Annotated in this window: 19 protein-coding genes and 2 pseudogenes; 8 read left to right on the forward strand and 13 right to left on the reverse strand. The window is 43.6% G+C overall.

The features are described 5' to 3' along the window. Positions 1–115 precede the first annotated feature (115 nt). The 12 genes from pcaD to B4C48_RS13455 form a co-directional block, all read right to left on the reverse strand. Complete coding sequence (pcaD, locus tag B4C48_RS13400; RefSeq protein ID WP_291357334.1) at positions 116–892, reverse strand: 3-oxoadipate enol-lactonase; 777 nt, start codon at positions 890–892, stop codon at positions 116–118. 93 nt (positions 893–985) lie between these two features. Further along, positions 986–2,191: a 3-oxoadipyl-CoA thiolase gene (gene pcaF, locus B4C48_RS13405; RefSeq protein WP_291357336.1), complete on the reverse strand. Its 1,206-nt coding sequence runs from the start codon at positions 2,189–2,191 to the stop codon at positions 986–988. Between the two features lie 187 nt (positions 2,192–2,378). Further along, positions 2,379–3,035 (reverse strand): 3-oxoacid CoA-transferase subunit B, encoded by a 657-nt coding sequence (locus B4C48_RS13410; protein WP_005246228.1) that lies wholly within the window; start codon positions 3,033–3,035, stop codon positions 2,379–2,381. A gap of 19 nt (positions 3,036–3,054) precedes the next feature. Then, complete coding sequence (locus tag B4C48_RS13415; RefSeq protein WP_004731110.1) at positions 3,055–3,726, reverse strand: 3-oxoacid CoA-transferase subunit A; 672 nt, start codon at positions 3,724–3,726, stop codon at positions 3,055–3,057. Positions 3,727–3,763: 37 nt separating this feature from the next. Next, the gene (gene benE, locus B4C48_RS13420; RefSeq protein ID WP_291357342.1) at positions 3,764–4,984 is read right to left on the reverse strand and encodes a benzoate/H(+) symporter BenE; all 1,221 of its coding nucleotides are present in this window, start codon (positions 4,982–4,984) and stop codon (positions 3,764–3,766) included. Between the two features lie 58 nt (positions 4,985–5,042). Continuing rightward, positions 5,043–5,828 carry a benzoate diol dehydrogenase BenD gene (gene benD, locus B4C48_RS13425; protein ID WP_291357344.1) on the reverse strand — a complete coding sequence of 262 codons (786 nt, stop codon included), beginning with the start codon at positions 5,826–5,828 and terminating at the stop codon, positions 5,043–5,045. A 300-nt stretch (positions 5,829–6,128) separates the two neighbouring features. After that, positions 6,129–7,145 carry a benzoate 1,2-dioxygenase electron transfer component BenC gene (gene benC, locus B4C48_RS13430; protein ID WP_291357346.1) on the reverse strand — a complete coding sequence of 339 codons (1,017 nt, stop codon included), beginning with the start codon at positions 7,143–7,145 and terminating at the stop codon, positions 6,129–6,131. An 80-nt stretch (positions 7,146–7,225) separates the two neighbouring features. Next, positions 7,226–7,717 carry a benzoate 1,2-dioxygenase small subunit gene (gene benB, locus B4C48_RS13435; RefSeq protein ID WP_291357348.1) on the reverse strand — a complete coding sequence of 164 codons (492 nt, stop codon included), beginning with the start codon at positions 7,715–7,717 and terminating at the stop codon, positions 7,226–7,228. Continuing rightward, complete coding sequence (gene benA, locus B4C48_RS13440) at positions 7,714–9,099, reverse strand: benzoate 1,2-dioxygenase large subunit (protein WP_291357350.1); 1,386 nt, start codon at positions 9,097–9,099, stop codon at positions 7,714–7,716. Before benA ends, benB begins: the two co-directional genes overlap by 4 nt. Positions 9,100–9,180: 81 nt before the next feature. Further along, positions 9,181–10,101: a catechol 1,2-dioxygenase gene (gene catA / locus B4C48_RS13445; protein ID WP_291357352.1), complete on the reverse strand. Its 921-nt coding sequence runs from the start codon at positions 10,099–10,101 to the stop codon at positions 9,181–9,183. A 158-nt stretch (positions 10,102–10,259) separates the two neighbouring features. Beyond that, on the reverse strand, positions 10,260–10,550 hold the full coding sequence (gene catC, locus B4C48_RS13450; protein ID WP_291357354.1) for a muconolactone Delta-isomerase: 291 nt from the start codon (positions 10,548–10,550) through the stop codon (positions 10,260–10,262). A gap of 15 nt (positions 10,551–10,565) precedes the next feature. Next, positions 10,566–11,675, reverse strand: a complete 1,110-nt coding sequence (locus B4C48_RS13455; RefSeq protein ID WP_291357356.1) for a muconate/chloromuconate family cycloisomerase — start codon at positions 11,673–11,675, stop codon at positions 10,566–10,568. A gap of 115 nt (positions 11,676–11,790) precedes the next feature. Between B4C48_RS13455 and B4C48_RS13460 the strand changes: the two genes are divergently transcribed. The 5 genes and pseudogenes from B4C48_RS13460 to B4C48_RS14225 all read left to right on the forward strand — a co-directional run. Continuing rightward, a complete protein-coding gene (locus B4C48_RS13460) occupies positions 11,791–12,705 on the forward strand; it encodes a LysR family transcriptional regulator (protein ID WP_291357358.1) in 915 nt (304 codons plus the stop codon). Positions 12,706–13,012: 307 nt separating this feature from the next. Further along, on the forward strand, positions 13,013–14,380 hold the full coding sequence (locus B4C48_RS13465; RefSeq protein ID WP_291357360.1) for an aromatic acid/H+ symport family MFS transporter: 1,368 nt from the start codon (positions 13,013–13,015) through the stop codon (positions 14,378–14,380). 106 nt (positions 14,381–14,486) lie between these two features. Continuing rightward, positions 14,487–15,755: a DcaP family trimeric outer membrane transporter gene (locus B4C48_RS13470; protein WP_409515224.1), complete on the forward strand. Its 1,269-nt coding sequence runs from the start codon at positions 14,487–14,489 to the stop codon at positions 15,753–15,755. 94 nt (positions 15,756–15,849) lie between these two features. Further along, positions 15,850–15,972: pseudogene (locus B4C48_RS13475) on the forward strand (hypothetical protein); the annotation flags it as partial. 60 nt (positions 15,973–16,032) lie between these two features. Beyond that, a pseudogene (locus B4C48_RS14225) lies at positions 16,033–16,155 on the forward strand (hypothetical protein); the annotation flags it as partial. A 62-nt stretch (positions 16,156–16,217) separates the two neighbouring features. On the opposite strand, the gene B4C48_RS13480 reads toward B4C48_RS14225, so the two are convergent. Further along, positions 16,218–16,913, reverse strand: coding sequence for a DUF1826 domain-containing protein (locus B4C48_RS13480; protein ID WP_291357362.1), 696 nt, complete (start codon positions 16,911–16,913; stop codon positions 16,218–16,220). Positions 16,914–17,487: 574 nt separating this feature from the next. Here B4C48_RS13480 and B4C48_RS13485 point away from each other — a divergent pair. The 3 genes from B4C48_RS13485 to B4C48_RS13495 all read left to right on the forward strand — a co-directional run bounded on the left by B4C48_RS13485 (position 17,488) and on the right by B4C48_RS13495 (position 20,181). Continuing rightward, positions 17,488–18,489 (forward strand): putative oxygenase MesX, encoded by a 1,002-nt coding sequence (locus B4C48_RS13485; protein ID WP_291357364.1) that lies wholly within the window; start codon positions 17,488–17,490, stop codon positions 18,487–18,489. Between the two features lie 42 nt (positions 18,490–18,531). Next, a complete protein-coding gene (locus B4C48_RS13490; RefSeq protein WP_291357366.1) occupies positions 18,532–19,560 on the forward strand; it encodes a methionine synthase in 1,029 nt (342 codons plus the stop codon). Positions 19,561–19,686: 126 nt separating this feature from the next. Continuing rightward, entirely contained in the window at positions 19,687–20,181 is a 495-nt protein-coding gene (locus B4C48_RS13495) for a flavin reductase (protein ID WP_291357368.1), read from the forward strand. Positions 20,182–20,465: the final 284 nt, after the last annotated feature.

A 20,465-nucleotide genomic window follows, 5' to 3' on the forward strand; every position in this document is an offset into this window, starting at 1 on the left:
TAATAGTAATTATAAGGGGTTATGACAAGCTAAAGCAGAACCATGAAAGCTCTGTGGCTTTAGCTTGTATCTTTATTGGGCTGCCATTATGAAATATTAACCACCATTTTGATCATTAAGATAAAAATGATTGCAGGAGATGATTAAATTGTTCTGGTTGCTCAATATTCGAAATATGCGAAGCATTTATTTCAAGCATTTGACTGTTTGGAATGTGCTCAACCATAAATTGACCATCAGCCACTGTGGTCACCGGATCTTGCTGGCCTGCTATGACCAATACGGGTACAGTAATCTCTTTAAGCAGTTCGCGTAAATCCGCTTTAGCCAAAGCTTCACAACAACTTGCATAACCTTCAGCGCTGCCGGCTGCCAAGCTATTTTGCAACTTTTCAACTTCTGCTGTATTGCTTTGAATAAATTTATCTGTAAACCAGCGTGATGCTGCAGTCGATGCAATCGGAGCCAGACCTTGTTCACGTACCAGAGCAGCACGCTCATTCCACGCATGTTCCTGACCAATTTTGGCCGCAGTATTGCAGACGATCACATGGCTAAAACGTTCAGGTTTGTTAATCGCTAACCATTGACCGGTCAAGCCACCCATAGAAATACCACAGAATGCAGCTTTCTGGATGTTTAAATGATTAAGCAGATTGACCACATCTTGCCCAAGTTGCTGCAAGGTATAAGGGCCTTGTGGGGCAGATGATGCACCATGACCACGGGTGTCATAACAAATCACAAAATAATCATCTATGAAGTGAGTAAATTGTTTTTGCCACATCCCATAGTTGGTTCCAAGTGAATTAGAAAAAATCAAGGCTGGGTTGGCTGCATTACCAAAAGTCTGGTAATTGATCTGGGCATCGTTGGATGTAAATGTTGGCATTGAAATCCCTCCCGACCTCCCTTTCTTGCATTTCATTCAAAGCAGTACTTTGAATCTACATTCAGGGAGGAGGTTTATCTTTTTAATAGGTTGTTAGACGCGTTCAATAATCAAAGCAATGCCTTGACCGACACCAATACACATTGAACATAGAGCGTATTGACCACCAGTTTGTTCAAGCTGGTTCAGTGCGGTTGTGACTAAGCGTGCGCCAGAGGCACCCAGTGGATGACCCAAAGCAATTGCACCACCATTTGGATTGACTTTCTCTGAACCGTCTTCAATACCCAAGTCACGGGTACATGCCAACGCCTGAGCAGCAAAGGCTTCATTCAGCTCGATCACATCCATCTGCTCTAAAGTCAGACCAGTTTGTGCCAGCAGTTTTTTGATGGCAGGCGCAGGACCAAAGCCCATGATGCGTGGTTCAACCCCCACGACAGTTGAGCCAATAATTTTGGCGCGTGGTTTTAAGCCGTGTTGAGCAACCGCTTCATCAGATGCGATTAAAAGAGCAGCCGCACCATCGTTAATACCAGAAGCATTACCCGCTGTAACCGTACCATCTGCTTTCACCACAGGTTTCAGTTTTGCTAAAGCTTCTGCAGTGGTAGATGCACGTGGATGTTCATCAGTATCGACAACCACCGGATCGCCTTTACGCTGCGGGATCACCACAGGAATAATTTCCTTGGCAAAGAAACCTTTGGCCTGCGCTGCTGCGGTACGTTGCTGGCTAGTCAGGGCAAACTTGTCCTGGTCTTCACGGTTGATGTTGAACTGTTCCGCCAGATTTTCAGCCGTTTGCGGCATGGTTTCTACGCCGTACATTTCTTTCAGCTTAGGATTGATAAAACGCCAGCCCATGGTGGTGTCTTCAATCTTTTGGCTACGGCCATACGCTGTTTCTGACTTGCCCATCACGAATGGCGCGCGCGACATGCTTTCTACACCACCGGCAATAATCAGATGGGCTTCACCGGCTTTAATCGCACGCGCTGCCATCGCGACTGCATCCATCGATGAACCACACAGGCGGTTTACAGTCGTTGCTGGCACCTGATAAGGCAGACCTGCAAGCAGAGAAGACATACGACCGACGTTACGGTTGTCTTCACCGGCCTGATTGGCACAGCCATAGATGACGTCATCGACCTGTTCCCAGTTCACCGATGGATTACGTTCCATTAAGGCTTTAATTGGAAGTGCACCTAAGTCATCTGCACGGACAGGCGCGAGGCCACCGGCATAACGACCGAATGGGGTACGGATGGCATCGATAATATATGCGTTTTTCATTGTGTATTTGCTCACATATTTAAAAGAAGAAAACTCCTCCCTTTTTAAAGGGTGAGAAGCATTGCTTCGCAAGGGAGGGATTTAATGAAGTAATTTTATTCTTCAAAAAAATCCTCCCTAAATCCCTCCTGAACATGTTTTAAAGCACTGCTTTTAAAACTAAGTGCAAGAAAGGAGGGACTTCCCCTTAATTTGATTGAGTCGCATCAATCAGTTTGGCACCAGTCATTGACTGTAATTCTTCAAATGACAGACCTTCAACTTTCTCAATCACTTTCATACCTTCAGGCGTGACATCAATCACACAAAGATCAGTATAAATACGGTCGACACATTTCAGGCCAGTAGCCGGATAAGACAGTTCAGCCACGATTTTTGGCTCGCCTTTTTTGGTCACGTGGTCAGTCGTAATAAAGACTTTCTTCGCGCCCACAGCCAGATCCATTGCACCGCCGACTGCTGGGATTGCATCCGGTGCGCCAGTATGCCAGTTGGCCAGATCGCCATTTTCAGCCACCTGGAATGCGCCCAATACCGCGATATCTAAGTGACCACCACGCATCATTGCGAATGAATCACCATGATGGAAGAAAGAACCGCCTTCAAGTAAGGTCACGAATTCTTTACCGGCATTAATCAGCTCAGGATCGCGGTCTTCTTCAGCAGGAGGAGGACCGAATGCCAACAGGCCATTTTCAGAATGCAGGAAGACGTCTTTATCGCTTGGCAGGTAGCTTGAAATCTTGGTCGGTAAACCAATACCGAGGTTCACATAAGCGCCATCAGGAATATCTTGTGCCACACGTTCAGCGATCTGGTCACGGGTCAGTTTGCTATAGCTCATTATTTATCTCCGATGCCAATTATTGTGCAGGTTTAACTTGAACAACGTGTTGAACAAAAATTCCCGGGGTGATGATGTGCTCTGGATCCAGTGCACCGAGTTCAACCACTTCAGAAACTTGAGCAATCGTCACATCAGCCGCCATCGCCATAATCGGACCAAAGTTACGCGCAGATTTACGGTAGACCAGGTTGCCCCAACGATCGCCTTTAGAAGCTTTAATTAAAGCAAAGTCAGCTTTAATCGGATTTTCTAAAACGTAGTCTTTGCCTTCGTAGTTCATGGTCGGTTTGCCTTCAGCCAGCAAAGTACCAAAACCGGTAGGGGTATAGATTGGACCTAAGCCCATACCAGCCGCCTGAATACGGCAAGCCAGATTACCTTGTGGTACCAGTTCCAGTTCAATTTTTCCAGCACGATACAACTCGTCAAATACCCAGGAATCAGACTGACGCGGGAAAGAACAAATAATCTTGCGAACAGCACCAGCTTTAAGCAGTTTTGCCAGACCATAATCGCCATTACCGGCATTGTTGTTGACAATAATCAGGTCTTTAATACCCAATTCGATCAGACCATCAATCAGTTCAGCAGGCTGACCTGCTGTACCAAAACCACCGATCATAATGGTAGAACCGTCCTTGATCTGGGAGAGTGCTTCTTTCAATGATAATGAACTTTTATCTATCATAATCTGGTCCTTACATATCCTAAACTGATGGATGTCTTTAAACTCGTTTTGAATCTGATGCTGTAACCGCAACAGCATTACGGTTTTTCTGTGACAGCAGAAAATGTGCTACCAGGCCAATGCAAATTCCCCAAAAGACTGAACTCAGTCCCAAGAAATGCATGCCGGAAGCAGTCGCTAAAAAGGTGATCAGTGCTGCATCACGTTGCGACTCTTTGCCCATGGCTACGGAAATGTTGGTGGCAATCGCACCCAGTAATGCCAGTCCTGCCAAAGCCGCAATTAATTCTTTGGGCATCAGGCTAAACAGCATGACGATGCTGCCGGCAAATAAGCCGCCTAAAATATAAAAAAGCCCATTTGCCACACCGGCGATATAACGCTTTTCTTTCAGCTCGTGCGCGTCTTTACCCAAACATAAAGCAGCCGTGATAGATGCCAGTACGATGGTAATACCCCCTACACAGGCCACTGCAAGCGAGGCAATACTGGTTGCACTAATAATTGGCTTGGCTGGCATGTCATAACCACTGAGTTTGATAATCGCCATTCCCGGTAAAAACTGGCCAGACAGGCTGACTAGAATGAGTGGGAGAGCCAGATTCAGGGTTGAACTCCAGGTCCATTCTGGTGCAATAAATTGCGGAATCGCTAGACTAAAATCTGCCGTGACCGGGTTAATCTTGCCCAGTAACATACTTAAAACCACACCGGCAACCAGCACCCAGACCATGGCATAACGTGGACTAAAACGCTTGGCCAGTAAAAATACCGCCAGCATGCCAAAGACGATATAGGGCATGGTATCGGTAGCGGTAAACAACCCTAAACCAAACTGCAGTAAAATTCCGGCCATCATTCCGGCAGCCACTTCTTGAGGAATCCAGGACAGTAACTTGTCGAAATAACCGGTGATCCCAATGAGAAAAATCACCACAGCAGAGGTGATATAGGCCGCAACCGCTTCATTGAGCGAAATATCGGGAAACAGTGTGACCAATAGTGCCGTTCCGGGCGCAGACCAAGCGGTGACGACAGGTATTTTGTATTTAATTGATAAAAAGATACCTGCGAGCGCCGCACCAATAGAAATTCCCCAAATCCATGAAATCATCATGGCTGGGGAAACCTGGGCTTGCTGTGCCGCCTGGAAAAAAATGATCAGTGGCCCTGAATAGGAAATCAGCACTGCTAAAAATCCTGCAACAGTCGCTGAAATTGACCAGTCATTTTTTAATGTCTGAAACAGGGTGTTCATTGGTAATGTGCCTCCTTGCGTCGAACCATGAGCCTGTTAAAAATCGTGGTGATCAGGACTAGCCCTGATCACCACCACCGACCGGTACTACCGTACCTGTCATATAAGATGATTCATCGGAAGCCAGAAATGCAATCGCATTCACTTGCTCCTGAATTGTGCCGTAGCGACCCATAAACGTACGGTCAATGGTCTGATCTACCACTTGCTGCATCCATTCTTGTTCAGATTCAGTCAGTGGATTGGTATTGCGCGGTACTTTACGGGGAGGTGCTTCGGTGCCACCCGTTGCAACTGCGTTAACGCGAATACCATCTTTGGCATGTTCAAAGGCAAGGGAAGCCGTCAGGCCATTTACGCCACCTTTGGATGCTGAATAGGGAACACGATTAATACCACGTGTGGCAATAGAAGATACGTTTACAATGGTACCTTTCTGATTTTTAATCATTTCAGGCAGAACTGCACGGCAGCACCACAAGGTCGGGAACAATGAACGGTTCACTTCCTTGATAATTTCCTCTTCAGAAAATTCCTCGAAAGGTTTCATCCAGATCGCGCCACCGACGTTGTTGATCAGGGCATCGACACGGCCATAAGTCTCAAGGGCTTTTTCAACGACTGACTGAGCACCGGCAAACGTTTCCAGATTGGCTTTGACGGTAATTGCATCACCGCCAGTCGCTTCAATTTCAGCCAAAACTTCTTCCACATAAGGGGAAAGGTCAGCCATGACGACTTGAGCGCCTTCGCTCGCCATTTGCAACGCGACACCGCGACCGATGCCTTGCGCGGCACCGGTCACGATTACGACTTTGTTTAAAAATCTTTGATTTGAAGTCATATTTTTTTAACTCATGAACCAATCTTTATATCTGCGATTAAAAAACCTTTAAATTTGATTTAGGAAAGACGGAGTCTTGCTTTTATAAATCAACATAAGGTTTAACCTTCGGTTCGACCTACTTTTGTTTTGGCAAAAGTAGGCAAAACCATTGTCATCCGCTGAACTCGTCCATTGCATCATGTAAGTTAAATTTGTCGCAGAAACTTAGATGTATCTGAATTTGGTTTGCCTCGTACAGCAGCGGATGACGTTTACGCGTATCAAATAGTTTCTAAACAAATACGCATCTTCAAATCATTAATTCGCAGAGAATTTTTCGAACAGGAAGCTTGCAGGTTTTACGCCTTCAGCATCCAGCCAACCGCGAACCGCTTCAACCATTGGTACAGGGCCACACAGGTAGATATCAACCTCACCAGCATTTAGCCATTCGTTTTCGATATGACCAGTCACATAACCTTTACGTTCATGTGCAGATTCCGGGTTAGCAACCACTGTACGGTATTCGAACCACGGGAATTTTTCTTGCAGTTCGTTCAGCTTTTCAATGGCAACCAGGTCAAAGTCATTGGTCACACCAAATACCAAACGCACTGGATACTCTGAACCTTTTTCTTCCAGCACTTGCAGCATCGACATGAATGGTGCGATCCCTGTACCACCCGCCATCATCAAGACAGGGCGGGTTACAGGGCGCAGGTAGAAGCTGCCAAATGGACCGGCGAAAGTCATTTTGTCGCCCGCTTTGGCATTGCTACTTAAGAATTCGCTCATCTGGCCATTCGGTACGTTACGTACCACGAAACTGGTTAAACGGTTACCCGGTTTAGAGCTGAAAGAATAAGAACGAGTTTCTGTCGTACCCGGAATACCGACATTGACATATTGACCTGCGAGGAAATGAATGTCAGGTTGACTTTCATCGAGTTGAATATCAAAAGTGATGGTTGAATCTGATAATTTTTCAACACGCTCAAGCGTACCCTGGAAGGCGTGAATTTCAGTTTTACAGACTTCTGATGAAGCTTGAATTTGGAATACTGCGTCTGAAGTCGGTTTACACTGACAAGCTAGGATGTAGCCTTCAGCGGCTTCTTCAGGCGTTAATGCATCTTCAATATAGGTTTCTTCAGGCATGTCAAACGAACCTGACTCGCAAAACGCACGGCATGTTCCACAAGCACCATCACGGCAGTCCAGAGGAATATTGATTTTTTGACGGTACGCAGCATCAGATAAGGTTTCACCTTGAGCAACGCTGATAAAACGTGTAACCCCATCTTCAAATTGAAGTGCAACATTAAGGTTTGACATGGCTAGAATCCTATAAATATTTAAAACGTGTGACCTGCTTCAGCCAACTGTCCATTTGGCTGAAGACGTAGTGGCAAATTTTAGAGGTGGTAAATATCAATGACCTGATTGATGTAATCGTTTTTCAGCACCACGTATTTGCTTAAAATCTGTGGTTTCTCACCCGAGAAATCGATCACATAACGTGACATGCCAAAGTAGCTATAGTTGGTCTTGTAACGGAAACTCAAGGTGTTCCAGTTAAAGCGAACCATCACCTGATCACCGTTTTGCTCGACAAGCTCAATATTAGAAATGTTGTGGCTGGTACGGGTGTCCGGCATGGTCGCAGAAGATCGCTCAGTCTTAATGCGGAACACGCGGTCTTCTAAACCTTGACGGTCAGGGTAGTAAATCAGGGAGATTTCAGACTCCGGGTCTTGGGTCAGTTTGTCATCATCATCCCAAGCCGGCATCCAGAAAGACGCAGTAGGGGCATAACACTGTAACCAGTCATCCCATTGTTCATCATCCAGAAAGCGTGCTTCCTGATACAGGAACTGAGCAATATTTTCTAAAGTCATCGCGCTCATGCGTTTTCTCCTTCAGTTGCAGCAAGTTCTTTTTCAGAAGCAATCGCTTCTTTCATCAGATGTAACCAGTGTTCATGCTGAGCAAGATATAAACCTTCGTCTTCAGTTTTAATGCCAGACAGTTTTGGCTTTAAACCAATTTCATTGGCTGCATCATCCGGACCTTGAATCCAGTGTTTTGCACCACGGCTCATATCATTCCATTCAAGCGCAATACCGGCATAGCCCGCCTGACATGCACGGAATTCTTCCAGGTCATCTGGAGTTGCCATGCCTGAAGCATTGAAGAAGTCTTCATACTGGCGAATACGGCGTGTACGTGCTTCTTTGTCTTCACCTTTAGGTGCGATACAGTAAATGGTGACTTCAGTCTTAGAGGGAGATAAAGGACGAAGGACACGAATTTGTGAACCGAACTGATCCATGAAGTAAACGTTTGGATAGATACACAGGTTACGCGAACGCTCGATCATCCATTTCGACATGGCAGCACCGAATTTTTCGGTATATTCTGCCGCTTTCGGAAAGTTCGGACGGTCTTCAGGATTGCCCCATTGAGTCCAAAGCAGCATGTGACCATTGTCAAAGCCGTAAGAACCACCACCTTGTTTGCCCCAAGATCCTGCACTCATGGCACGGACATTATCACCAGCTTCTTTTTCTTTACGCTGCTGAGTTGTAGCTGCATAGTTCCAGTGAACGGCAGAAACGTGATAACCATCGGCACCATTTTCAGCAGTGAGCTTCCAGTTACCTTCATAGGTATAAGTAGACGCACCACGTAAAACTTCAAGACCTTGATCAGACTGATCTACAATCATGTCCATAATTTTGGTGGCTTCGCCAAGATATTCTTCTAAGGGTGGAACATCCGGGTTTAAACTGCCAAACAGGAAACCTTTATAGCTTTCAAAACGTGCTACTTTTTTCAGGTCATGCGAACCGTCTTTGTTAAAGCAGTCAGAATAGCCTGCATCACTCGGATCTTTAACTTTGAGCAATTTACCCGAGTTGTTAAATGTCCAACCGTGGAAAGGGCAAGTATAAGTTGCTTTATTACCTTTCTTATGGCGACAAAGTTGTGCGCCACGGTGTGAACAGGCATTGATCATGGCATTCAGCTCACCTTGACGGTTACGCGCAATGATGATCGGTTGGCGACCCATATAGGTCGTATAAAAATCATTATTATTCGGAATTTGGCTCTCATGTGCCAAGTAAACCCAATTGCCTTCAAAGATATATTTCATCTCTAAATCGAATAAGGCCTGATCTGTGAATACTGAACGATGAAGCTTAAATTCACCTGTTTCATAGTTTTCAACAAGTAATTCATCAATGCGATCGAGATGGCTGGTGTTAATTACAGGGATACGAGGCATGTCCGTTCTCCGACTTTCCAAATTAAGGCAAGTCCCCGAAATGTCATTAAATTGACATCTCGGTTCCTTATCATGAGCTCATTAAGCGCTTGCGCGACGACGTTCAACTTCAGTCGATGGTGCTGCAGCTTGTTCTTTCACAAGTTCAACATTGAACTGAATGTGTTTGAATGGTTTATTCAGACCACGTTTTGCAATTTCAGCTTCGTCTGTTACATCAACTGCAGTCGCGACCAAACCATCACGGGTTGCAAATGCAAAGTCATCCCAAAGGTACTTGTCGCCTTCGATGTTAAATTGCGTGGTTAATTTGCGGTAACCTGGTGCAGAGATGAAATAATGCACGTGAGAAGGGCGGTTACCATGACGACCAAGTTTGTCTAGAACAAATTGAGTCGTGCCTTCTGGAGGACAGCCATAACCGACTGGCATTGTAGTCAATGCAATATATTGACCATCGGCAGCAGTAATAATGCTGCGACGCAAGTTAAAGTCAGACTGTGACTTGTCAAAGAATGAATAGTTGCCCAGGCTGTTTGCATGCCAGATTTCAACTTTGGCACCTTCAACAAGATTGCCTTCAGTATCCGTCACTGTACCTTCAATGATTAAAGTCGGGATTTTGCCTTCTTCAGAACCATCGTCCATACGCGCGAAGCTTACCGATTCCGGTGCACCAGCGACATATAATGGGCCTTCAATCGTACGTGGTGTGCCGCCAGTAATACCTGCTTTAGCATCCGCTTCATCTGCACGTAAGTCTAAGTAGTGTTCCAGACCTAAACCTGCCGCCAAAAGTCCCAATTCATTGGCTTGACCTGTATCAGTCAAATATTCCAGGCCTTTCCACAATTCAGATTGTGAGATATCAAGGTCTTCGATCGCTTGGAAAAGATCACCCAATAAACGCACAACAACCTGTTGTACACGTTCATCGACAGGACCTGTCGCTGTGTCGACATTCATTTTTTTAACAAGTGCATCAATTTCTTGGCGATTCATACTATTGCTCCTGAAGTATGTATACATTTTTTGGTGGCAGGCTGTTTAGCATTTACATTTGCTGGCTAAAGCTGGCTGGCCACAATCCTTGGCGTTACCTTTTAGGGTGGTTTTTTTGCAGCAGGTGAATGACTTCACCCTTTTGCATCTGGTTAAAATTAGCGATCGTCTTCACGAATTGAAGAGGGATGGCGATTCAATGGCATGACTTCAATATTCATGTAGGGATACAGCGGTAAACCTTGCAGAATGTTGTGCAACTCTTCATTGCTGTCCACATCAAAAATACTGATGTTGGAATACTGACCGGTGATGCGCCAGATATGACGCCATTTGCCTTGACGCTGTAAATCTTGTGAATAGGCTTTTTCAACGGCCTTAATTTCATTCGCCTGTTCAACCGGCAGATCACGTGGAATGTTTACATCCATTCGTACTTGGAAAAGCATGGGAAAATCCTTTAATTACTGTCGACGCAAGTTGTCAATTTTGTCTTCATCCAGCTCAATACCGAGGCCAGCTGTTTTTGGCACAGTGAGCTCAAAATTTTGGTATTGCATTGGGGTTTTTAGAATTTCTTCAGTCAGTAGCAATGGGCCAAACAGTTCGGTTCCATAAGCCAAATTGGTGAAAGTCGAGAAGGTATGTGCAGAGGCAATGGTACCGACCGGACCTTCCAGCATGGTGCCGCCGTACAAATCGATACCGGCAAGATCAGCCACAGTGGCAACATCACGGCCTTCCAGCAAACCGCCAGACTGGGCCACTTTTACCGCAAAGACAGAAGCTGCATTGGTTTTCGCCAATTTATAAGCAGTACCCGGACCCATTAAAGATTCGTCAGCCATAATCGCAATATCGAATCTACGGGTCAGACGCTGCATGGCATCAATGTTGTCAATCGCGCAGGGCTGTTCAATCAGATCGACACCGCCCTCTTGCAACAGCTGAATGCCCTTAATGGCTTCTAGTTCTGACCAGGCACGGTTGACATCGACACGAATGGAAACATCTTTACCGAGCGCTTGTTTAATCGCTAATACATGCTCAACATCGGCTTCGACTGCACGAGAACCAATTTTCAGTTTGAAAATATTGTGACGTTTTGCCGCAATCATGTTTTGTGCTTCAGCAATGTCTTTTTCGGTATTGCCTGAAGCCAATACCCAAAGTACCGGCACGCTGTCACGTAAACGGCCACCAAGCAATTCACTCAGAGGTAAGCCCAAACGCTGGGCTTGACTATCTAATAAAGCGGTCTGAATGGCACATTTGGCAAAACGGTTGCCATTGATGTTGCGTTTAATCACCGCAAAGGTCTGGGCAATATTTAGACCGGCAAGGCTTTTTAATAACGGTGCAAAATAGGTTTCAATATTGGTTTTAATACTTTCAGGACTTTCTTCTCCATAGCCCAAGCCGCCAATAGTGGTGGCTTCACCCCAACCGATGTAACCATCTTCAGTGGTGATTTTGACCAGTACCAGAGTTTGAGTTTGCATCGTTGCCACCGCCATCTTGTGTGGACGAATGGTTGGAATTTCCACCAGCAACGTTTCTATGGATTTGTACATCTTTAAAATTCTCGATCTTGCTTTATGCCCGTCTTGTGATATACCTTAAAAGAATGATTATTGGTTGTCTAAGATCAAATTTGCATTTTGTTATGCCTTAAAGGTATGGAGTATCATGGAACTAAGACATTTACGCTACTTTGTAGCAGTCGTAGAAGAGCAGAGTTTCACCAAGGCGGCAGAAAAACTGTTTATTGCTCAACCACCTTTAAGCCGCCAGATACAGAACCTTGAGGCTGAACTGGGTATACAACTTTTTGAGCGTGGCAGCCGGCCATTATTGACCACCGAAGCCGGTCAGTTCTTTTATCAACATGCGGTTAAACTTTTGTCTAATGCCGAAGAGATTAAAGCTATGACCCAACGGGTCGGTATGGCGGAAAAAACCATTACTATGGGTTTTGTCGGTTCTTTGCTTTATGGCTTATTACCGAAAATTGTCTATTTATTTCGTCAGCAACAGCCGCATTTAAAAATTGAACTGATTGAAATGAGCACCAAAGACCAGATCCAGGCCTTAAAAGAAGGCCGGATTGATGTCGGTTTTGGCCGTTTAAGAATTTCCGATCCGGCGGTACGGCGCATCCTGTTGCGTGAAGAGCCGCTAATGGTCGCAATGCATTCCAGCCATCCACTGGTGCAGCATCAAAGAGGAATATTCCTGACCGATATTGTGGATGAAAACCTGTTTTTATATCCTAGCCATCCCAAACCGAATTTTTCTACCCAGGTCAGATCGCTGTTTTCAGAATATAGCCTGGATCCGAAAAGCTTGAAGGAAGTACGTGAAATCCAGCTGGCTCTGGGTCTGGTGGCTGCCGGAGAGGGGATTTGCATCGTTCCGGAAAGTGCCAAAACCATTCAGTTACCGCATCTGCACTATATTCCCTTGCTGGATGATGCTGCGGTCAGTCCCATCTTTCTGGCCATTCGCAGCATGGATGAAAGTGAACACGTCCGTTCGCTGTTTGACTGTATTTATCAGGTCTATGACCTGGAAGCCATTGCTTATGACCGTAGCTTGATCTGAAGCTCGACCGGCATTCACCGCAAATTTCTGGCCGGATAAACTCAAAATTTTCAGAACCACCCCATTATGCAGACTCATTCTAACGAAATGGATGGTCTGCATATTCTTTTATAGAAAAAGAATGACTTAAAACCAAGATTCGCTTGAATTTTACCTTTTGTAGATATCTTTAAAGTATCGCAACAATAACAAAAAAAGAGCATTCAACTTTTAAGGTATGAATATATATGCAATCGGTTTTGGACATTTTTCCGCATCTTCTGCATTGTGATGTCACAAACAGGACTTCACAATAAGGAGGTGAAGCATGTCCAATAAAATAAATATCAATACACTAATTGATGAAGCAAAATTTACCCGATTTCATTGGGGCGTACTGATCTGGTGTCTAATCATCATCATCTTTGACGGTTATGATCTGGTGATTTATGGAGTGGCGCTCCCGCTGTTGATGCAGGAATGGGCCCTCAATACTGTACAGGCGGGTTTACTGGCCAGTACCGCATTATTTGGCATGATGTTCGGTGCCATGAGTTTCGGGACCCTGTCCGATAAAATTGGCCGTAAAAAAACCATTATGATCTGTGTCGGACTATTCAGTGGCTTTACCTTTTTAGGTGCTTTTGCCAGTAACCCGACTGAGTTCGGTATTCTGCGTTTCCTGGCCGGGTTAGGCATTGGCGGCGTAATGCCCAACGTGGTTGCCTTAATGACTGAATATGCGCCAAAACGTATTCGCAGTACGTTGGTGGCGGTGATGTTTAGTGGCTATGCCATTGGCGGAATGACTTCTGCATTATTGGGTGCATGGCTGGTGCCGCAGTTTGGCTGGAAAATCATGTTCCTTCTTGCCGGTACTCCATTATTACTTTTGCCTGTTATCTGGATGTTCCTGCCTGAATCGTTGATGTATTTAACCGCGAAAAATCAGACCGTAAAATCGCACGGCATTATCCAGAAAATTGCACCTCAACTCAGCATTCAGCCGGATACGAAATTTGTCCTGAATGACGTGTTAAAAGGTGATGAAGCTCCGCTTAAAGCTTTATTCCAGCAGGGCCGTAGCTTTAGTACCTTTATGTTCTGGCTGGCATTCTTTATGTGCCTGTTGATGGTTTACGCGCTAGGCAGCTGGTTACCAAAACTCATGATCCAGGCGGGTTATTCACTCGGCGCCAGTATGATTTTCTTATTTGCCTTGAATATTGGCGGCATGATTGGCGCGATTGGCGGTGGTGCCTTGGCAGACCGTTTCCATATTAAAAAAGTCCTGACCATTATGTTCTTATGTGGTGCGGCAGCGTTAATCTTACTCGGATTTAACAGTCCACAATTCGTGTTATATGCGCTGATTGCTGTGGCGGGTGCAGCGACCATTGGTTCCCAAATTTTACTGTATACCTTTGTGGCCCAGTATTATCCAACCACGGTGCGTTCAACCGGTATGGGATGGGCGTCAGGAATTGGCCGTATTGGCGCCATTGTCGGACCGGTACTGACCGGAACTTTATTGACCTTTGAGTTACCGCACCAGATGAACTTCTTTGCCATCGCCATTCCCGGTGTAATTGCCGCCCTGGCCATCTTCCTGGTGAATCTGAAAACCTCGGTCGATGGAGATGCGGCTCAGAAGAATTTAGCAAATGTCAGTACATTGGCTGAAAAGACCCATTAATTGCACCGCTTTAATTATTAAGAATTATCAATTTTAACTAAGTCTTGAGATAGCCCATTTTTAAGCTATCTCCAGTCTAACTTTATCTAAAATAAGTGAGATTAGGATGATCACACCTGCATTTAAATTTAAATTCAGTCTTTTAACCATGGCAATGTTCACCCTGCCAACCGTTGCAGTCGCGAGTGACAAAACTGAAATTGAACAGTTACGTCAGGAAGTAAAAGATTTACGTAGCTTGATTGAACAGCAACAAATGACATCTTCCAAGATTAATCATCCTTTAACCGCTCAGCCAGAGGCAAAGATTACGAATGCACCAGCTCAAGCATCAAAAAATGCAAACAGCTTTAAGTTTTATGGCAATGTCCGTGCGGATGCCTCCTATCAGGCAGAAGGCAGCGCGGCAGATCGACTGTATAACAACATTAATAAAGTGCCTCTAAAAGGGAATGGCGAAAATAGTGACCGATTGAAATCGACACTGGCTGCAACACGTCTGGGACTGGATATCAATCATCAGGTCAATGCCAAAACGCTGAATGCCAAACTTGAAGTCGACTTCTTGGGCGGTACAAATTCAGATAACTTGCGCATACGCCATGCTTATTTAAATTATGGCAACTGGCTGGTCGGACAAACTTGGTCCAACTTTGCCATTCCGGATTATATGCCAGAAACCATTGATGCCTTGGGTTATGTGGGCGGTGCAGTGAAACGTACGCCACAACTGCGGTACCAGTATCAGTTCAGTCCTGAAACAGCCCTAATCCTGGCGGCAGAAGACCCCAAAGATGCCAGCTCCAATATGCGCTTGCCAGCGTTGAGTGCACGTTTAAATCAACAATTGGGAAATAATGCCAAAATGAGTTTACGTGCCATGGCCGATGAAAAACGCACCATGAATGATAAAACTACGGCGTGGGGAATAGGCTTAGGGCTTCAATATAAAGTCAATGACAGCAATACCTTAAAAGCAGATTATTACCATGTAAAAGGGGATAGCAGTTTTGTATCCTGGAGCAATCCGGGTGTGAGTAAAAATGCTGCCGGTGACATACTGGATGAAAATGAATTTGATTCCATTTCCTTGGGCCTGACTACGCAATGGAACAGTCAATGGCGCAGTACATTAGGCTATGGCTATATGAAAGCCGATGTGAGTGAAGCTTATAAACAGGGTGTCGTTAATTTAACTGAAATCAATAAAGCGCTTTGGCAAGGTTGGGCGAATGTTTTTTATAGTCCGACCCAGCCATTAAGCTTTGGTGTGGAATATGTTTATGGTGAGCGTAAGGCAGTTATTGCAGCGCCAAATGGCAGTGATGGCGGTGAAGATAACCGCGTTAATCTGGTGGCGATATATAACTTTTAATGAGTCATAAACTTAGGGAATAATATAATTTATTATTCCCTCATTCTTATTAGAATAAAAAAATTTAAACACTACTTTTCAAGCTGTTCATTTGGGCATTCAAATGAGCTTGAAAGCACCGATTTGCATGCCAATGATTGACGGTCCTATGGCAACTCAAAGTGGCTTAGTATTCTTTGCAGCAACGCAAGATTATTACTTACGCTCTTTTAACTCGTTTATCCATGTCAGCAGGCATTGGCTTTCGTTTATTAAGGAAATGCGTTTGAAATACACTTTTGTAGTTATTGGCGGAATTATTTCATCCACCTTGCTGACTTTGGTATTGCTGCTAGTGCTTTATCGATGGATGAATAGCAGTCAACACAACCTATCTTTAGAATCCACAAAACCTTCTTAAAATGAAAAAATGCATAAGGTAATTAATCGGTTTGCCTTGTGCATATAGGTTCAAATCAATTTTCAACAAATCAAGAGCAGCCTATATTCACCAGCTTCACTAGGTGCTCTATGCACACAGGGCAAGACCGCTTGTGTGGGATGATCAACTGCCAAGCGCCAAAGATGTCCCACACCCAGATTAATTGGGGTGGCATCTTCAGGTGCTTGGTAATGAAGATCAAAGAAATACTCTGCTAAAAAGTTCTCAAATTCAGCTTCAGGACCGTCAAACAGTTCTTTTAATTTTGCTCGAATTTCGGGTATTAAAATTTTCTGTATCGCTTGTTCATTCGGCAAAATGTCACTGGCCGCGCCGTAGTAGGTACATAAAAAGGTATCCGTTGCGATCGGTGAGCGATCTACATGGTAGGAATAGACATCTGTAGAAATGAAATCGAATTCATCATCCCGTTCATAACTTTTCAGTAAATTCAGCGAGGGGGATGCACCACATTCAGTGAGGCGCTCAATATCTTTGATAATGACTTCTCGTGCCACTATACCTTGTTCTGATAGTTGTAAGGCTTGTAAGTCTTCAACTGTAATTTCAGTAATATTCTCAATTAATTCCAGTTGATTCACGATTTCCTGAAAATCGCCGTGTAATTGTCTAGACCAGCACACCGCATTGGTATCGCCTTGAAGCTGTAAATCAATCAGGTCAGAAAATGTCGATACGACTTGAATGTGTTTGTGGTTAGAGAAGGGAGGTTGCATCGAGAAATAAAATAAAAAAATTATTTATTATTATATACGCTTAGCTATTTTTATAACGACCTATTTAGATACATTTAGACAGGGTGAATATGTTGATATTTTCTAAGTTTGAGATGAGCTAAATTCATTTTGGTGATTTTATATGCTGTAGATCATGACTGCTCTTATTTACTCAGATCATAAAATTTAAATGCCTTATAGAGAGAAGTTTTTTATCTCCTATACAGAATTAAATTGATGTATTTTAAAGCCAATTTTCTAAACATCTGTTTTAGCTTTTTCGATATATTTTTTTATGAATTATTGTATTTTATACATTTTTTATAATTAATCAGACAAATTAAAAATCCTTATTCTCCACCATTTTATATTGGTTAAATTGAATTAACTTATCCAAGAGAGGGAATTCTTCTTTTCTATCTTGCATCTCTCGTCAATACAATAAAACCCTAAACATGAATTTTATTCATTTTTGTGTGAGTCTAAATCATTTTTATTCATCTTATAGTTAGGGTATAAATTCTCTCATACAGAAATTTTGGTTTTATCTAAAAAATTAGGGTAGTAGATCACCATGAGTAAAGAGTTTGCCTGTTCAATTAAACGCATTCGTTTTGACGAAAACTATCAACCCGCAAATAACACCCGTTTAACCACAAACTTCGCCAATTTGGCACGTGGTGAAAGCCGTCAAGAGAATCTTCGTCGAACTTTAGCGATGATCAACAACCGTTTTAATAGTTTGGCCAGTTGTGACAATCCGAAAGGCGACCGCTATTCACTTGAAATCGATATTATTTCTGCTGAACTCGACGTTGAAGGCAAGGGCCACACTTTTCCGTTCATTGAAATGCTCAAAAGCACCATTACTGACCACCAAACCAATCAACGTATTGAAGGCATGATTGGGAATAGCTTTTCATCTTATGTACGTGATTATGACTTTAGCGTTGTCTTACCAGAATTGGACTGTAAAACTGGCGAGAAACCAGAAAACTTTGGTGACTTACACGGCAAGCTTTATCAACACTTAATTCATTCAGAAGTCTTCAAAGCTGAGTTCAAGAAACAGCCTGTCATCTGTCTCAGTGTTTCGACTACTAAAACCTATTACCGTACAGCACATGTACATCCTGTATTAGGTGTGGAATATAAAAATGATGAATATTCGCGTACAGATGAATATTTCAAAAAAATGGGCTTAACCGTACGTTATTTCAAACCTGAAAATGGCAATGCACCATTGGCATTCTACTTTGCAGGCGACTTGTTGCGTGACTATAGCGATTTCGAACTAATCAGTGCGATCAGCACCATGGAAACTTTCCAAAAGATTTATCGTCCTGAAATTTACAATACGAATTCAGCTGCAGGTTTAGTTTATCAGCCAAGTTTGAAATATCAGGATTATTCATTGACTCAAATTGTTTATGACCGTGAAGAGCGTGGGCAACTTGCAGTGAAACAAGGCAAATGGACTGAAGAAAACTTTATTACGCCTTATAAAGACATTCTTGAGCAATGGGCTGCCGAGTTCAAGATTAAAAACACTGCTGACCAACAACACGCTGCCTGATTCACAGCAGAGATTAACGAAAATAGAGATAGAAGATTAGACATGGCCATTTTATTACCAACATCAACTGCGGGCAGCTTACCGAAACCATCCTGGCTTGCAGAACCTGAAAAACTTTGGTCACCCTGGAAATTGGAGGGTGAGCAATTGCTGGCAGCAAAGCGAGATGCTTTAAGTCTATCACTGCATGAGCAGTTGCAAGCGGGTATTGATATTGTCAGCGATGGCGAACAAACCCGCCAGCACTTCGTGACCACATTCATTGAACATCTTGAAGGGGTTGACTTTGAGAAGCGCGAAACGGTTCAAATCCGTAAGCGTTACGATGCCAGTGTGCCATCAGTGGTGGGCGCCGTATCGCGTAAGAAACCTGTGTTTGTGGATGATGCGAAGTTCTTACGCAGCCAAACCAATCAACCGATCAAATGGGCGTTGCCTGGTCCAATGACCATGATCGATACGCTATATGATGGGCACTATAAGAGCCGAGAAAAACTGGCTTGGGAATTTGCCAAAATTTTGAATCAAGAAGCGCTTGAACTGGAAGCTGCAGGAGTAGACATCATCCAGTTTGATGAACCTGCATTTAATGTGTTCTTTGATGAAGTCAATGACTGGGGCGTCGCGACTTTAGAGCGCGCACTTGAAGGTCTGAAATGTGAAACTGCGGTACATATTTGCTACGGCTACGGCATTAAAGCCAATACCGATTGGAAAAAGACTTTGGGTTCTGAATGGCGTCAATATGAAAAAGCCTTTCCTAAATTGCAACAGTCTAAAATCGATATCGTTTCACTTGAATGTCAAAACTCACGTGTGCCGATGGATTTGATTGAACTGATTCGTGGCAAGAAAGTGATGGTCGGTGCCATTGATGTGGCAACTAATCAAATCGAAACGGCTGAAGAAGTTGCAGATACTTTACGTAAGGCGCTTCAGTTTGTAGATGCTGACAAGCTTTATCCCTCAACAAACTGCGGCATGGCACCTTTATCACGTCAAGTTGCACAAGGCAAACTTCATGCCTTAAGTGCAGGTGCTGCGATGGTTCGTCAAGAACTCACAGCGTAATTTTGCGCCGTCGCCAAATAAGGGAAGGGTGCAGTATTATTTGATTCAATCATTTTGATAAATCGAATAATGAATCGCCCTGACTTCAGCGAGAGATAAATGATAATCAAATTTGAGATTTAAGAGATGATTGAAGCAACTGACTTTAGAAACGCAATGTCTTTGTTAACGACCGCAGTGAATGTAATTACAACAAGGGGCGCAACAGGTGTTCATGGATTTACTGCTTCGGCAGTATGCAGCGTGACCGATACACCACCGACATTACTGGTCTGTATGAATCAATCATCTCGCTCACATGCACATTTTATTGAGAATAAAATTCTGTCAGTGAATGTATTGGGTGCACAGCATGAGCAGATTTCGAATGCATTTGCCTCAAGCAAATTCAGCTCTGAAGAACGCTTTAAATTGGGTTCCTGGACAACACTAGAAACCGGTTCACCTGTGTTAGAAGATGCATTGGTGAGTTTTGATTGTCACATTGAACAAATTCAGGAAGTTGGAACACATAGTATTTTTATATGCCGTGTGGTCGCGATCCAACAAAGTCAGCAAGAGGAAAGTTTGGTGTATTTTAACCGTGCTTACCATCAAGTCGGTCAATTAGAACTTGCTTAGGATACAAACATGGACATGCTGAATCTAAATCAAACAACAAAATAATTAGATGTCCATTTGAAATTTTTTCTAGATGAATTTTCTTAATAGCAAACCTAATAAAGTGTATGAACTATTTCAAAGCTCAACATATCATATTTTATAAGTGAAATAAAAATTACTTAAGTTATTGAATTTTGGTTTAAGTAAGAAGGATATGAAGTTATTGTCAGGTATAAATCAGTTAACCAATTTAACATAATATACATTATACGAAATCAAACTGTAACTCCAAAATAGAAATG

It is taken from the genome of Acinetobacter sp. UBA3106 (assembly GCA_002365595.1).
Taxonomy (GTDB): domain Bacteria; phylum Pseudomonadota; class Gammaproteobacteria; order Pseudomonadales; family Moraxellaceae; genus Acinetobacter.

Coding starts and splice junctions, on each gene's coding strand:
- pcaD (WP_291357334.1), bottom strand. CDS start 892: ATGCCAACATTTACATCCAACGATGCCCAGATCAATTACCAGACTTTT.
- pcaF (WP_291357336.1), bottom strand. CDS start 2,191: ATGAAAAACGCATATATTATCGATGCCATCCGTACCCCATTCGGTCGT.
- B4C48_RS13410 (WP_005246228.1), bottom strand. CDS start 3,035: ATGAGCTATAGCAAACTGACCCGTGACCAGATCGCTGAACGTGTGGCA.
- B4C48_RS13415 (WP_004731110.1), bottom strand. CDS start 3,726: ATGATAGATAAAAGTTCATTATCATTGAAAGAAGCACTCTCCCAGATC.
- benE (WP_291357342.1), bottom strand. CDS start 4,984: ATGAACACCCTGTTTCAGACATTAAAAAATGACTGGTCAATTTCAGCG.
- benD (WP_291357344.1), bottom strand. CDS start 5,828: ATGACTTCAAATCAAAGATTTTTAAACAAAGTCGTAATCGTGACCGGT.
- benC (WP_291357346.1), bottom strand. CDS start 7,145: ATGTCAAACCTTAATGTTGCACTTCAATTTGAAGATGGGGTTACACGT.
- benB (WP_291357348.1), bottom strand. CDS start 7,717: ATGAGCGCGATGACTTTAGAAAATATTGCTCAGTTCCTGTATCAGGAA.
- benA (WP_291357350.1), bottom strand. CDS start 9,099: ATGCCTCGTATCCCTGTAATTAACACCAGCCATCTCGATCGCATTGAT.
- catA (WP_291357352.1), bottom strand. CDS start 10,101: ATGAATCGCCAAGAAATTGATGCACTTGTTAAAAAAATGAATGTCGAC.
- catC (WP_291357354.1), bottom strand. CDS start 10,550: ATGCTTTTCCAAGTACGAATGGATGTAAACATTCCACGTGATCTGCCG.
- B4C48_RS13455 (WP_291357356.1), bottom strand. CDS start 11,675: ATGTACAAATCCATAGAAACGTTGCTGGTGGAAATTCCAACCATTCGT.
- B4C48_RS13460 (WP_291357358.1), top strand. CDS start 11,791: ATGGAACTAAGACATTTACGCTACTTTGTAGCAGTCGTAGAAGAGCAG.
- B4C48_RS13465 (WP_291357360.1), top strand. CDS start 13,013: ATGTCCAATAAAATAAATATCAATACACTAATTGATGAAGCAAAATTT.
- B4C48_RS13470 (WP_409515224.1), top strand. CDS start 14,487: ATGATCACACCTGCATTTAAATTTAAATTCAGTCTTTTAACCATGGCA.
- B4C48_RS13480 (WP_291357362.1), bottom strand. CDS start 16,913: ATGCAACCTCCCTTCTCTAACCACAAACACATTCAAGTCGTATCGACA.
- B4C48_RS13485 (WP_291357364.1), top strand. CDS start 17,488: ATGAGTAAAGAGTTTGCCTGTTCAATTAAACGCATTCGTTTTGACGAA.
- B4C48_RS13490 (WP_291357366.1), top strand. CDS start 18,532: ATGGCCATTTTATTACCAACATCAACTGCGGGCAGCTTACCGAAACCA.
- B4C48_RS13495 (WP_291357368.1), top strand. CDS start 19,687: ATGATTGAAGCAACTGACTTTAGAAACGCAATGTCTTTGTTAACGACC.